General features: G+C 65.8%; 10 protein-coding genes. 3 read left to right on the top strand and 7 right to left on the bottom strand.

Translation table 11 applies throughout. From position 1 onward, the window contains the following. Positions 1-112: 112 nt before the first annotated feature. The 5 genes from ABD05_RS06390 to mnmC form a co-directional block, all read right to left on the bottom strand. Positions 113-823 (bottom strand): glutamine amidotransferase, encoded by a 711-nt coding sequence (locus tag ABD05_RS06390; protein ID WP_047901102.1) that lies wholly within the window; start codon positions 821-823, stop codon positions 113-115. A gap of 28 nt (positions 824-851) precedes the next feature. Next, complete coding sequence (locus ABD05_RS06385; protein ID WP_047899436.1) at positions 852-1,490, bottom strand: MarR family winged helix-turn-helix transcriptional regulator; 639 nt, start codon at positions 1,488-1,490, stop codon at positions 852-854. A gap of 507 nt (positions 1,491-1,997) precedes the next feature. Beyond that, positions 1,998-3,113, bottom strand: coding sequence for a YbdK family carboxylate-amine ligase (locus ABD05_RS06380; RefSeq protein ID WP_047899435.1), 1,116 nt, complete (start codon positions 3,111-3,113; stop codon positions 1,998-2,000). Positions 3,114-3,127: 14 nt separating this feature from the next. Continuing rightward, positions 3,128-4,342: a cation:proton antiporter gene (locus ABD05_RS06375; RefSeq protein WP_047899434.1), complete on the bottom strand. Its 1,215-nt coding sequence runs from the start codon at positions 4,340-4,342 to the stop codon at positions 3,128-3,130. 672 nt (positions 4,343-5,014) lie between these two features. Then, positions 5,015-6,967 carry a bifunctional tRNA (5-methylaminomethyl-2-thiouridine)(34)-methyltransferase MnmC2/FAD-dependent 5-carboxymethylaminomethyl-2-thiouridine(34) oxidoreductase MnmC1 gene (mnmC, locus tag ABD05_RS06370; RefSeq protein WP_047899433.1) on the bottom strand — a complete coding sequence of 651 codons (1,953 nt, stop codon included), beginning with the start codon at positions 6,965-6,967 and terminating at the stop codon, positions 5,015-5,017. Between the two features lie 388 nt (positions 6,968-7,355). On the opposite strand from mnmC, the gene ABD05_RS06365 reads away from it, so the two are divergent. After that, positions 7,356-7,634 (top strand): HU family DNA-binding protein, encoded by a 279-nt coding sequence (locus ABD05_RS06365; RefSeq protein WP_006401505.1) that lies wholly within the window; start codon positions 7,356-7,358, stop codon positions 7,632-7,634. Between the two features lie 129 nt (positions 7,635-7,763). Here the strand turns inward: ABD05_RS06365 and ABD05_RS06360 are convergent, their stop codons facing one another. Then, the gene (locus ABD05_RS06360) at positions 7,764-9,065 is read right to left on the bottom strand and encodes a GTP-binding protein (RefSeq protein ID WP_047899432.1); all 1,302 of its coding nucleotides are present in this window, start codon (positions 9,063-9,065) and stop codon (positions 7,764-7,766) included. A gap of 158 nt (positions 9,066-9,223) precedes the next feature. After that, positions 9,224-9,673: a lytic transglycosylase domain-containing protein gene (locus ABD05_RS06355; RefSeq protein WP_047899431.1), complete on the bottom strand. Its 450-nt coding sequence runs from the start codon at positions 9,671-9,673 to the stop codon at positions 9,224-9,226. Between the two features lie 366 nt (positions 9,674-10,039). Here ABD05_RS06355 and gspD point away from each other — a divergent pair, with 366 nt between their 5' ends. After that, positions 10,040-12,349, top strand: coding sequence for a type II secretion system secretin GspD (gene gspD / locus ABD05_RS06350; RefSeq protein ID WP_047899430.1), 2,310 nt, complete (start codon positions 10,040-10,042; stop codon positions 12,347-12,349). Beyond that, positions 12,346-13,845, top strand: coding sequence for a type II secretion system ATPase GspE (gene gspE, locus ABD05_RS06345; RefSeq protein ID WP_047899429.1), 1,500 nt, complete (start codon positions 12,346-12,348; stop codon positions 13,843-13,845). Before gspD ends, gspE begins: the two co-directional genes overlap by 4 nt. Position 13,846: the final 1 nt, after the last annotated feature.

The following is a 13,846-nucleotide window of genomic DNA, read 5'->3' as shown; positions in this document are numbered from 1 at the left end:
CCGGCAGCAGGTTGCCGGCGCGGCGGGAAACGCGTCGCATGCAGCGATGCGCCGGCCTGCAACGGATGCCGGCCGGGCCAAGGATTCGCGGCGAGCGACGCCGCCCGCGGCGTCAGAGCCCGACGCCGTCGAGCCACTCCGCGAACATGCGCCGTGCGGCCGCTTCGAGCGCGGGGCCGTGCTGCGCGGTATCGTCGCGCAACTGGCGCGCGTCGACGCCGGGCGTCGACGCGATTTCGCCGGCGTTCCCGATCAGCCACGGTTCGAAGCGATCGGTGCGGATTTCCGGATGGCATTGCAGCGCCAGCACGTGCTGCCCCCACGCGAATGCCTGGTGGCGGCACGCCGGCGTCGACGCGAGATGGATCGCGCCGCCCGGCAGGTCGAACGTGTCGCCGTGCCAGTGCAGCATCGACGTCGCCGCGCCATCGAGATGACGCAACGCCGACGCGCGGCCGGCATCGGTGAGCGTCAGCGGCGCCCAGCCGAGTTCGTGCTGCGCAGCCGGATAGACGCGCGCGCCGAGCGCACGGGCGATGAACTGCGCGCCGAGGCAGATGCCGAGGATCGGCAGCCCCGCGTCGATGCGCTGGCGCACGAGCGCCGCAAGCGGCGCGATCGTCGGATACTGCGCATCGTCATACACGCTGAGCGGCCCGCCGAGCACGACGAACAGCGACGGCTGGAGCACATCCAGCACCTCGAACCGCGACGACCCGACGTCTACATAGCGCACCCGTCGGCCCCGTTCGCCGAGCACCTGCTCGAAGCTCCCGAGATCCTCGAAATGCACGTGGCGGATCGCCACGACTTCAGCGTTCATCATCGGCCTCCCGGTCGATCGACGGACGTCAGCCTGCGAAAATCTTCCAGGTCTTCTTCTGCGTCGCCGCGTCTGCCTCTTCCTGCACCGAGCAGTCGAGACGCAGGTCGCTGTCGGACATCGAGATGTCGAGCGCCGCGCAGTAATGCACGGTCTTCTTCGACAGCTTGCCCGGCTGGAAGTGGGTGCACGTCACGCACATGCGCTGCGGCGGCGTCGCACCGGCGACCTGCAGCTCGCGCAGCGTCTTCAGCAGCGCGCGATACAGTGCGCCCTGCTCGTCCGCGCCGAGCTTGCCGACCGCTTTCGTCAGGAATTCAGGCCATTGCAGCGCCTTCTTCGCGGCCGTACGGCCACGCGCCGACAGGCGCACGGCCAGTGCACGGCCGTCGTCCAGCGCACGGCGCTTCTCGACGAGCCCCTTCGTCTCGAGCGTGCTGACCGCATCGCTCGTGGTCGCCGCGGTGAGCTGCGTCTCGCGCGCGATCTCGCCGAGCCGCATCGGGCCCTTGCGCTGCAGCAGCAGCACGAGGATCTCGCCCTGCGTCGGCGTGAGGCCCGCGCCTTCCGCCCAATCCCATGCCTGGCTTCGCATGGCCGTACTCAACCGCAGCAGGCTGTGGGTGACACGTCCCGAAGCCTGGTTCCCGTAAACGCCTTCGCTCATAGTCTTTTCGCTTTGCCGCCGCCCGGATTGCCGAGCAGCCGTAGTGTGGAGATCGAATGTCCATCTCAAAACAGACGCGCTCTTGCGAGTGCATCAGCACGGCCGTCGCGAGGCACACGCGGCGGTCGCATTCGCGGCGACCGGTGAGACACGCGTCGTTCCGGTGTCCGCAAAGCCGACATTCTAAGCGAGAGCGGAAAATCGCACAGCTAAGTTATCCCCTGCATTCTGTGGAAAATCGCTGGATAACTGAAATTTTTCGTTGTGCCTGTTAAGCCGCCCGCCCGCGGAACGGGGCGCGCCGGCATTTTCCGGTTCGGATCGGCCATCGGGTGAACGGCAATGGTCCACCGGGTTATCCCACCCGCAGACCGTTGACTTTGCAGCTGAATATCGGGTTATCCACAGATTTTAAGGACGCCTGGCAACGATTTCGGCCCGAAACGGCGCCCACCGTCGTTCAGCGAATCGCGACGCGGTCGAGCCTGTTATCTGCAAAACATTTTTTCATTCACGCCAACGTAAGCACTGCTGCCTGACCGTCTCGTTGAGCGATTTTTCCTGTTTGAAAACGGTTCTCAACCACGATGCGTCGTTCACGCGCGCCTTGGCAAGCGCGCCGATCTCGTCGAGCGCCGCGCGCGAACCGAGCGCGGCCGCATGCGGCGCGATCTTGTCGAGCGTGTCGAGGATGTCCTCGGCGATCGTGCGGCGCTCACCCGTCTGAGGATTCACGCAGGTACCCTCGAGCCCGAAGCGGCACGCTTCGAAACGGTTGAACGTGTAGACGAGGTAGTCGTCCTCCGACAGCTTCAGCGGCCGGTCGGTCAGCAGGTAGCGCGCGAGCGTCTGGATGTAGCAGGCGATCGCCGCCGCGCGGTCGACCGACAGCGGCGTATCCATCACGCGCACCTCGATCGTCCCGTAGCCGGGCTTCGGACGGATGTCCCAGTAGAAGTCCTTCATCGAGTTGACCACACCCGTGTTCACCATCTTCATGAAGTACTCCTCGAAGCTGTCCCAGGTCAGCACGAACGGCGCGCGGCCCGACAGCGGGAACGCGAACACCGAATTCAGGCGTGCCGAATGGAAGCCCGTATCGACGTTCTGCACGAACGGAGACGATGCGGACAGCGCGATGAAGTGCGGAATGAAGCGCGACAACGAGTGCAGCAGGAACAGCGCGCTGTCGGGATCGGGACAGCCGATATGCACGTGCTGGCCGAACACGGTGAACTGTTTGGCCAGATAACCGTACAGCTCGGAGATGTACTGGAAGCGCGGCGCATCGTAGATCTGCCGGTCGCTCCATTGCTGGAACGCGTGCGTGCCGCCGCCGGCAAGTCCGACGTTGAGCTGGTCGGCCGCCTTCACGAGCACGTCGCGGATCGCATGCAGCTCGCCGACCGCCTGCTCGTGCGTATGGCAGATGCCGGTCGACAGCTCGATCATGCTCTCGGTGATTTCCGGTGTGATGTTGCCCGGAAAGGTCTCGCCCTGGATCAGGCGCATCAGGTCGGATGCAGCCTTGGTCAGGTCGTAGTTGTGCGTGTTGACGACCTGGATCTCCAGTTCGACGCCGAACGTGAACGGTTCGGAATTGACGAAGGTTTCGAGTGCCATGGCAGGTTCCGGAATCAGTTGCTGTCGCTGCGTTCGCCGACCGCCGACAGGCAGCGGTAGACGACGAACGGGCTGACGAGCTGCAGGATCACGATCGTGCACATCACGATCGCACGCAGGTGCGGGTCGAAATTCGGATAGAGCTGGTAGGTATCGTCGACGAGCAGGTACGACAGCGCGGACATCGGCGTCAGCGCGATGCCGAGCGCGACGCCCTGCTTCATCCCGATGCCGCTCGGCTTCGCGAACGCGACGACGCCGGCCAGCTTCGCGACGAGCCGCGTGACGATCAGCACGATCGCGAGCAGCCCGCCGAGCGCGATGTCGCCCCACGTGAACGACGTGAGCGTCAGCACGAACAGCACCACCGTCAGCAGCCAGCCGGCCGTGCCGAAGTGCTCGGGCCACAGCTGCGGACGCGCTTCGAGATTCTTCACGATGATGCCGGCGAGCAGCAGCGTGAGCAGCGTCGACAGCTTCAGCGCCTGTGCGACGGCAATCGCAAGCATCACGAGCCCGAACAGCGCGACGAACGAATGCTCGTCGCGCATCGTCGACGTCATGTGACGGAACAGGAAATTGCACGAACGCGCGACGAGATACGCGACGATGAACGACCCGGCGATCAGGTAGAGCGGCTGCAGGATCGTTGCGAAAACGTTGCCGTACGCTTCCTGGTGGAGCCAGCTCGTCACGAGCTTGGTCAGCACGATCGCATACACGCTGTTGAGCGCGGTCAGCGTGATGAGGCGCTGCGATACCTGCCCTTCCGCGCGCAGTTCGGTCTTGAGCTGGATCACCATCGACGGCGACGTCGCGATCGCGATCGCCGACAGCACGAGCGCGACCATTCCCGACACGCCGAGCGCGAGCATCACGAACAGCACGAGCACGAACGTCAGCGTGGCCTCCGCGAGGCTCGACGCGATGAGCCACGGATTGCGCCGGATCCAGCGCAGGTCGAGGCGGCTGCCGAGCTCGAACAGCAGCAGGCCGAGCGCGACGTCGATCAGCAGCCGCGACGTTTCGTCGGTGCTTGCGTCGATCACGCCGAATCCGAACGAACCGGCGACGAGACCGATCACCGCATAGCCGGTGATGCGCGGCAGGCGCCATGCGCGATAGCACAGTTCGCCACACAGGCCGGCCGCGAACAGCGCGAGCCCGGCCCAGAACACGGCATCCGGCGCGAGCGGCCAGTTGGGCAGGAATGAGAACGCCGACTTCATCGTGGTGACTTCTCCTTTGGAAGCAACCGCCAGCGACGCGGGGTCAAGCGTCAGAAATGGATGCGCGCCGGCTGGGTATCGCCCCGAATGTGATTGTTGTGGTCGACGACGGCGGGACATGGGGTCCGCCTGCTCCGCCATCCGGCGGAAAGTCGCACAGGTTGCCGATCTGGATTGTCGGCCTGGTGTGTGAACGGACTGCGCAGTCTCGAAGATTCAGATTCGAAATCGTGCCGACCGTTCCATTGAAGCACGTCCGGCGCCTGGCCGAACGAACGCGAAGGAAACCGATTGTGCCACAGCTTTTTCGGTCTGGAACCCATTGAATTCGACTCGCGGCGCTGTGCGGCACCCCAGGTCTTTGGTTTCAAAGGTTTACTTGTATATATACGTAGTAGAAGTTAACAAAGGACCCACAGTTCTGTGGATAACTTCGGTTTACGCTGACAGATCAAAGGGTTGGAGAAACCATAACCCGTTGCACAGGCTGTTCGTGCACAGAAGTTTGAGATGAGCAACTTTGGGCTGTCTCACAGCTGTGCCGAGTTGCCCAGTTTACGTCCACTGTGATTACACACGAAGTGCGCGCGGATTCCGCGCGGTTATCCACAGCATCGCGTGGATAACCTTGCGCGGGGAAATCGGGAAACTGTGAGCGATTCGTGCCGCCGGTCAGCCGGCTGAGCCGACGCGGCGCGCGCGCAGTGCGCGGATCAGGAAGCGTGCGGGATCGACGGCTTCGGCGAGTTCGCGCTCGAGCGGCCACGGCTCGCCTTCGAGTTGCGATGCGATCAGTTCGGCGCCGAGCGCGGCCCACACGAGGCCGCGCGAGCCAAAGCCGAATGCGCCGTAGAGGCCGGGCGTGCGCGGCAGGTCGCGCGCCTTTGCACCGCTCAGCGCGCGTGCGTTTGCGACGGCCTGCGCTTCGTCTGCGAGCGGGCCGATCAGCGGCAGACGATCGCCGACGACCCAGCGGAATGCAACGCGGCCGCGCAGCGTGGCGGGGTCCGGCGCGTCGCCGATCAGGCCCGGCAACAGGTGCCGCACGCGGTCGAGGTTTTCGACGTGGCCGGCCGCGCGCATCGCGGGATCGACGTCGTCGGGTTCGAACGTCGCACCGATCAGCAGCGTGCCGTCGTCGAGCGGCACCGCGTAACCGTCGCCGATCGCCGGGCACGGCAGCGGCGCCGTACTGCCCGGCGGCAGCAGCGTGAGCTGGCCGCGCACCGGTTGCAGCACGACATGCTGCAGGCCCGCGAGTCGCACGGCGTCGCCCGCGTTCGCAAGCACGACGACGGGCGCGTCAGCCAGCGTGCCGCCTGCCGCATCGAGCGCATGCCATGCGTCGCCCCGCCGCTCGAGCCGCGCGACGCCGGTCGACGCGAGCAAGCGCACGCGTTCACCGGCCGCCGCGCATTGCGCCGCGCACAGCCCGGCCGGCCAGACGGCGCCGCCGTGCGGAAACAGCAGGCCGCCATGCGCGACCGGCAGTTTCAGATGCGCGCGCGCGGCCTCGGTATCGAGCAGTGACACATAGTCGGACGGCGCGCCGAACGCATCGAATGCGTCGCGCATCCGCGCGAAGTCGTCGGCCGATTCGGCGAGATGGATCATCCCGTGCGTGCTGCGCGCGAACGCATGACCCGCGCGTTCGAGTGCGCGCCAGCGCGCGATCGCGTGCAGGAAGCCGCCGCGCGTGAGCCGGCTTGCGACGTTGTCGTCGCGTGTCATCAATGGATGGAATACTCCGGCCGGATTGCCCGACGCTTCGCTTGCGATCCGTTCGTGCCGCTCGATCAGCGTGACGTCCCAGCCGCGCGCGGCCAGGCGCTCGACGACCGCGCAGCCGGCCAGGCCCGCGCCGATCACGATCGCACGGCGCGCCGTAACGGTCAGTGCGCGCGGCGGCTCGTGCCGGCGCGCGCGCCAGCGCGGCGCATATTCGCCGACGAGCCAATCGTCGACTTCGCGATACGTGAAACCCGATTCGCCGAGTGCGTGTTTCACGGCAGCGGAATTCGCATGCGTCGCAAACGTTGCGCGTTCGCCGGCGATCTTCGCGAGCGTACGAACCACGTCGGTCGAGCGGAGATCCGCGTCGTTCGATGACGTGAAGCTATCGAGATAGAACGCATCGGCGCGCGCGACGAGCTTCGTCAACATGTCGATTGCGTCGCCGAACGCGAGCGTGAGCACCACACGCCCTTCGTCGAATTCGAGCCGGTGCAGGCCCGGCACGAGCATCGGCCACGCGTCGACCAGTGCATCCACGTCGGCCGATATGGTTGTGTTAGCAACTATATGCAAGATCGCACGGCGCAGGTCGTCGCGCGAGAACGGACGCGGCTCGACTGCGACGAAATGCAGCCGTTCGCAGCGCGCGGGATCGTCGCGCCACGCGGCCCATGTTGCGAGGAAGCGGCTGCCCGTGTCGAATCCGGTCGCGACGATCGTGAACGTGCGGCGGCCCTGCCAGCGCGCCGGCAGTCCGTTACCGGAGACGAACGCGCGATGCGCGTGCGCAAGCGCGCCTGATGCGTCGCGATGGAGGTCGCCGTACTCGGGCGAAACGAGCGTGCCGTCGTCGCGAAGCGCGAGCGTGGCGGGAACAAGTCGGTCGGGCATGCGAAACAAAAAACGTGGCAGCCAAGCCTGGCAAGGGATTGCGCGGGGCCGTCCGAGCGGCCGTTGGAAAAAGCCAACGGGGCGGCGCACGGGCGGACCGCGCTGCGTATCCTGTCCGGTTGGCGCTGGTCAAAAAACGGGCAATCGATGATTCATTCGGCGAAATACCGATGAAAATCTTTGAAACCCTTGTCGTTATTGGGTTTGCGCTGCGCTATCATAGCAACGCCGTACCGCGGGGTGGCCGCCGGCAAGCCGGTGGGCGCGTCGCGCGGGCCAGGATTCGGCGCTGTGCCGTCGGAGTCTGACTCTCGACGGCACGGTTCGCGCACGTATAATCGGCGCGTTCGCGCTGTTCGTGTCAACCTAACCTGATAAAGGAACCTTAATGAACAAACAGGAACTGATCGACGCCGTCGCCGCCCAAACGGGCGCCAGCAAGGCTCAAACCGGCGAAACGCTGGACACGCTGCTCGAAGTCATCAAGAAGGCCGTGTCGAAGGGTGATGCGGTTCAGCTGATCGGCTTCGGCAGCTTCGGTTCGGGCAAGCGCGCAGCACGTACGGGCCGCAACCCGAAGACCGGCGAAACCATCAAGATCCCGGCAGCCAAGACGGTCAAGTTCACGGCTGGCAAGGCGTTCAAGGACGCCGTCAACAAGCGTTAAACCAGCGCCTGTTCCAGGAAAAACCCGCCTCTCGGCGGGTTTTTTGTTGGGCGCGCGCGGCATTTTCGCCACAGTCCGCGCCGCTCTTGCAAGATTTAACGGTTGTTCTTACAAGCCGTTACCGAGCCGTCAGGCATGCACGATTTGCGTGTCGCCGTGATCGTCATCGTCGTGCGAATCGACATCCCACCCCGGGAACGGATCGTCGAACGCGCTCCATCCCGCCGCGCCGACGGCGAATTCCGCATCGGTCAGCAGGCACGCGTCGAGTTTCTCGCGCCATGCATCGGCGTCGAGCGCGATGCCGATCAGCACGAGTTCCTGCCGGCGATCGCCGACCGTGCGGTCGTCGAGATCGCCGTGCCATTCGGCGCGGATCTCAGCGAGCAGCTCGTCGTCGTCCGGCCATTCCGCGCGATCCTGCGCGGCCCACCAGAGACCTGCCGGACCATGCCGGCATACGCCGCCTGCCTGCGACAGCGAGCCCGCGATGTCGTTCCGCGTCGCGAGCCAGAAGAAGCCCTTGCTGCGCAGCACGCCCTGCCACTCCTGGTGCAGCAGCGCCCAGAGTCGTGCCGGATGGAACGGCCGGCGCGCGCGGTAAACAAAATTGCCGATCCCGAATTCGTCGGCTTCGCCGTGCACGTGCGCATGATGTTCATCATGGCAGTCGGGGTCGTCGCAATGCGTGTGATCGTGATCGAGCGACGCGAGCCAGCCCGGCGCATTCGCGGCCTCGTCGAAATCGAAGCGGCCCGTGTTCAGCACTTCGTCGAGCGGCACGTCGCCGAATGTCGACACGACCTGGTGCGCGCGCGGATTGAGCCGCGCGAGGATGTGCTGCAGGCGCGCGAGTTCGTCGGCGCCGACGAGGTCGGCCTTGTTGATCACCAGCACGTCGCAGAATTCGATCTGCTCGATCAGCAGCTCGACGAGCGTCCGGTCGTCTTCTTCCGACGCGGCGATGCCGCGCGTCGCGAGTGCGTCGTCGGAACCGTAGTCGCGCAGGAAGTTGTACGCGTCGACCACGGTGACGAGCGTGTCGAGCCGTGCGATTTTCGACAGCGACTCGCCGTCATCGTCGACGAACGTGAAGGTTTCGGCGATCGGCATCGGCTCTGCGATACCGGTCGATTCGATCATGATCGCGTCGAAGCGGCCTTCGGACGCGAGGTTGCGGATCTCGACGAGCAGGTCGTCGCGCAGCGTGCAGCAGATGCAGCCGTTCGACATTTCGACGAGGCGTTCCTCGATGTGCGACAGCGCCTGCGCGTCGCGCACGAGCGACGCGTCGATGTTGACCGCCGCGAGATCGTTGACGATCACGGCGACTTTCAGGCCCGCGCGGTTCGCGAGGATGTGATTGAGCAGCGTGGTCTTGCCGGCGCCGAGGAAGCCGGACAGCACGGTGACGGGCAACGGCTGGTTCATTGCGGTACACACCAACGGAAAAGATGAAAAAGCGGCCGCGGCGCCCTTCCGGGGCGCGATCGGCCCGCGGACGGGCGAACCTGCGGCGTGAGCCCGCATTGTGCATCAAACGCGCGCCGGCCGGCCGGCGCCGCGTCAGGCGGTGATGCGACGCGGCGTCATGGCGCGGGCGGCAGCAGCTTCCACTGCGTCAGGATGCCGGCGATCTGCCGCGCGTACTTGTCGCGCAGCGACGGCGTTTCGGAATGATAGGCGCCGACGGCCTGCCACGTGTTGCCGTAGCGGTTCATCTTCTGTTTGAGATGCCACGCGGCGATATAGACGTTCTTGCACGGTTCCATCAGCGTGCCGCGGTCGATCCCGTAGCGCGACAGCGTCGTCAGGTGGATCGAATTGATCTGCATCAGGCCGTAGTCGATCGAGCCGTTCGTGTTCTTGTTCAGCGCGCCGGGCCGGTTGCGCGATTCCTGCCACGCGATCGCGCGCAGGATCAGCGGATTGACCTGCTGGTATTTCGCGGCCTCGTCGAAACAATCCGCGCGTGCGTTTGCGCTGGCGAACCACGCGCCTGCGGCGATCAACGCGATCGAAGCGAACCGTCTGTTCATGGTGCGAAAACGAAAAGGAATGGCGCAATGGTCGGGAAAACCCGTGCCTGTTATTCGTGCGACGAGAAACGTGTCGCCCGTATCATACCGACAGCCCGTCAGGTTGCGACATGCGGAAATACGACAGCCGGGTTATACCGCATTTCCGTGTCGGTTCATCGCGAAACGGGGGCGATGGCCGGCATGCCGATATAGCACCGAATCTTACATATTGCATACGACTCGCCGGATACATGTCGTATGTGAGACAGTCCTCGGATCAATGTGATATTTCGGACATGAAAAACTGCTAATGTCGCCCCTTTCGGACTTGGATCCCAGCACTACCGCCGGAAGTGGCCTGAGCCGGCATCGACCCATTCATCCATGACAAGAAATCGCTTCGTTATGCGGCGCGTCGCCACGACCCTGATCGTCGCCGGCATCATCGTCTCGCAGGCCGCCTACGCTCAGGTCACGCTCAACTTCGTGAATGCGGATATCGACCAGGTCGCGAAAGCGATCGGCGCCGCAACCGGCAAGACCATCATCGTCGACCCCCGTGTGAAGGGGCAGCTCAACCTCGTTGCCGAACGTCCGGTGCCGGAAGACCAGGCGCTGAAGACGCTGCAGTCGGCGCTGCGCATGCAGGGCTTCGCGCTCGTGCAGGATCACGGCGTGCTGAAGGTCGTGCCCGAGGCCGACGCGAAGCTGCAGGGTGTGCCGACCTATGTCGGCAATGCGCCGCAGGCGCGCGGCGACCAGGTGATCACGCAGGTGTTCGAGCTGCACAACGAATCGGCGAACAACCTGCTGCCTGTGCTGCGGCCGCTGATCTCGCCGAACAACACGGTGACGGCCTACCCGGCGAACAACACGATCGTCGTGACCGACTACGCGGACAACGTGCGCCGCATCGCGCAGATCATCGCGGGCGTCGACAGCGCCGCGGGCGCGCAGGTACAGGTCATTCCGCTGCGCAACGCGAACGCGATCGACCTCGCCGCGCAACTGCAGAAAATGCTCGACCCGGGCGCGATCGGCAACAGCGACGCAACGCTGAAAGTGTCGGTCACGGCCGACCCGCGCACCAACTCGCTGATGCTGCGCGCGTCGAGCGCATCGCGCCTCGCGGCCGCGAAGCGCCTCGTGCAGCAGCTCGACGCGCCGAGCGCGGTGCCCGGCAACATGCACGTCGTGCCGCTGCGCAACGCCGATGCGGTGAAGCTCGCGAAGACGCTGCGCGGGATGCTCGGCAAGAGCGGTAGCGACAGCGGCTCGTCGGCGTCGTCCAACGATGCGAACAGCTTCAACCAGAGCGGCGGCTCGTCGTCGAGCGGCAACTTCTCGACCGGCACGTCCGGCACCCCGCCGCTGCCTTCGGGCGGCCTCGGCGGTTCGTCGTCGTCCTCGTCGGGGTACGGCGGTTCGTCGGGCAGCGGCGGCGGTCTCGGCAGCGGCGGCCTGCTCGGCGGCGACAAGGACAAGGGCGACGACAACCAGCCGGGCGGCATGATCCAGGCCGATTCGGCGACCAACTCGCTGATCATCACCGCGTCGGATCCGGTCTACCGGAACCTGCGATCGGTGATCGACCAGCTCGACGCGCGGCGCGCGCAGGTCTATATCGAGGCGCTGATCGTCGAGCTGAACTCGAACACGTCCGGCAACCTCGGCATCCAGTGGCAGATCGCCCAAGGCCAGTTTCTCGGCGGCACGAACTTCAGCGCCCCCGGTACGCCCAGCGGCAACATCCTCGGGGTGTCGGGCGCGGTTGCCGCGGGTGGTACGGCGGGGCTCGGCGCGCTGGGGCAGACGCTCCTGCCGGGCCTGAACGTCGGCTGGCTGCACAACATGTTCGGCGTGCAGGGCCTCGGCGCGCTGCTGAATTATTTCGCGGGCGTGAGCGACGCGAACGTGCTGTCGACGCCGAACCTCATCACGCTCGACAACGAAGAGGCGAAGATCGTCGTCGGCCAGAACGTGCCGATTCCAACGGGGTCGTATTCGAACCTGACGAGCGGCAACACGAACAACGCATTCAATACCTACGATCGCCGCGATGTCGGCCTCACGCTGCACGTGAAGCCGCAGATCACCGACGGCGGCATCCTGAAGCTGCAGCTCTACACCGAGGATTCGGCGGTCGTCACCAGCACGTTGACCGCCACGACCGGCCCGACCTTCACCAAGCGCTCGATCCAGTCGACGATCCTGGCGGACAACGGCGAAATCATCGTGCTCGGCGGCCTGATGCAGGACAACTACAACGTGTCGAACAGCAAGGTGCCGCTGCTGGGCGACATCCCGTGGATCGGCCAGCTGTTCCGCTCGGAATCGAAGAACCGACAGAAGACCAACCTGATGGTGTTCCTGCGCCCGGTGATCATCACCGACCGGCAGACCGCGCAGGCGGTGTCGGCGAACCGCTACGACTATATCCAGGGCGTCACGGGCTCGTATAAGTCTGACAACAACGTCATGCGTGACAAGGACGATCCGACCGTTCCGCCGATGCCGCTCGGCCCGAGCGAAGGCGGCTCGGCACTGAACCTGTTCGACCTGACGAAGATTCGCCGCCAGCAGCAGGGCCCGCAGCCGGCGCAGCAGGCGCAACCGGCCGTCCAGCCGCAAGCCGTGCCGCAGCAGCAGATGCAGCAACAGCCGCTGACGGCGCCGCCGGGAGCCTCGCAGTGAGCGACGTGCTCGCCTCTTCCGCCCACGACGGCGCGCCGGGCGAACGCCAGCCGCCGTCGCCGCTCGCCGCGCGGCTGCTGCCGTACGGCTTCGCGAAGAGCGGCCAGGTGCTGATCGCGCACCAGCTCGACGACACGCTCGAGGTGTGGATCAGCGAACGCACGAGCGACGCCGCGCTCGCGGAGATCGCGCGCAACTTCGGCTCGATTTCCGTGCACCGCGTGCCGGCCGACGAGCTCGCGCAGGCGATCAACCACGCGTACGCGCGCCAGGACGGCAGCGCCGCGCAGGTGGTCGGTGAGGTCGAAGGCGAAGTCGACCTGTCGCGGCTGATGCAGGACATCCCCGAAGTCGAGGATCTGCTCGAGTCGGAAGACGACGCGCCGATCATCCGGATGATCAACGCGCTGCTCACGCAAGCGGCGCGCGAACAGGCGTCGGACATTCACATCGAGCCGTTCGAGAATTCGTCCGTCGTGCGGTTTCGCGTCGACGGCACGCTGCGCGACGTCGTGCGCCCGAAGAAGGCGCTGCACGGCGCACTGATCTCGCGGATCAAGATCATGGCGCAGCTCGACATTGCGGAGAAACGCCTGCCGCAGGACGGCCGCATCACGCTGCGCGTCGGCGGCCGGCCGGTCGACGTGCGCGTGTCGACGCTGCCGACCGGGCACGGCGAGCGCGCGGTGCTGCGTCTGCTCGAAAAGGATGCGAAGCGCCTGAACCTCGAAGCGCTCGGGATGGGCCGCGACACGCTCGTCCAGTTCGACAAGCTGATCGCGCGACCGCACGGCATCGTGCTCGTCACGGGCCCGACGGGCTCGGGCAAGACGACGACGCTGTATGCGTCGATGTCGCGGCTCGAAACCGCGACGACCAACATCATGACCGTCGAGGACCCGATCGAGTATGACCTCGGCGGCATCGGCCAGACGCAGGTGAACGAGCGGATCGGGATGACCTTTGCCCGTGCGCTGCGCTCGATCCTGCGCCAGGATCCGGACGTGATCATGATCGGCGAAATCCGCGACCTCGAAACCGCGCAGATCGCGGTGCAGGCGTCGCTGACGGGCCACCTCGTGCTCGCGACGCTGCACACGAACGATGCGGCCTCGGCCGTCACGCGCCTGACCGACATGGGCGTGGAGCCGTACCTGCTCGCGTCGTCGCTGCTCGGCGTGCTCGCGCAGCGCCTGGTGCGGCAGCTCTGCCCCGTCTGCAAGGAAGAGCGGCATGAGGACGGCCGTACCGTGTGGCATCCGGTCGGCTGCGACAAGTGCGGGCATTCGGGGTACGCGGGCCGGCGCGGCGTATACGAACTGCTGCTGGTCGACGACTCGATCCGCTCGCTGATCCATCGCAACGCCGCCGATGCCGAGATTCTGGCCACCGGCCGCGCGGAAGGGATGCGCACGCTGCGCGACGACGCCGAGCGCTGGCTGGCGGCCGGCGCGACGTCGCTCGAGGAAGTGCTGCGCGTGACGGGAGGCGCATAGC

Source organism: Burkholderia pyrrocinia (assembly GCF_001028665.1).
Lineage (GTDB): Bacteria > Pseudomonadota > Gammaproteobacteria > Burkholderiales > Burkholderiaceae > Burkholderia > Burkholderia pyrrocinia.
Note: the sequence above shows the minus strand (reverse complement) of the source record. Positions and strands in the feature narration are given on the sequence as shown.

Excerpts from the sequence above, each read along its gene's own strand:
- ABD05_RS06390 (WP_047901102.1), bottom strand. The coding sequence starts at position 823 with ATGAACGCTGAAGTCGTGGCGATCCGCCACGTGCATTTCGAGGATCTC.
- ABD05_RS06385 (WP_047899436.1), bottom strand. The coding sequence starts at position 1,490 with ATGAGCGAAGGCGTTTACGGGAACCAGGCTTCGGGACGTGTCACCCAC.
- ABD05_RS06380 (WP_047899435.1), bottom strand. The coding sequence starts at position 3,113 with ATGGCACTCGAAACCTTCGTCAATTCCGAACCGTTCACGTTCGGCGTC.
- ABD05_RS06375 (WP_047899434.1), bottom strand. The coding sequence starts at position 4,342 with ATGAAGTCGGCGTTCTCATTCCTGCCCAACTGGCCGCTCGCGCCGGAT.
- mnmC (WP_047899433.1), bottom strand. The coding sequence starts at position 6,967 with ATGCCCGACCGACTTGTTCCCGCCACGCTCGCGCTTCGCGACGACGGC.
- ABD05_RS06365 (WP_006401505.1), top strand. The coding sequence starts at position 7,356 with ATGAACAAACAGGAACTGATCGACGCCGTCGCCGCCCAAACGGGCGCC.
- ABD05_RS06360 (WP_047899432.1), bottom strand. The coding sequence starts at position 9,065 with ATGAACCAGCCGTTGCCCGTCACCGTGCTGTCCGGCTTCCTCGGCGCC.
- ABD05_RS06355 (WP_047899431.1), bottom strand. The coding sequence starts at position 9,673 with ATGAACAGACGGTTCGCTTCGATCGCGTTGATCGCCGCAGGCGCGTGG.
- gspD (WP_047899430.1), top strand. The coding sequence starts at position 10,040 with ATGACAAGAAATCGCTTCGTTATGCGGCGCGTCGCCACGACCCTGATC.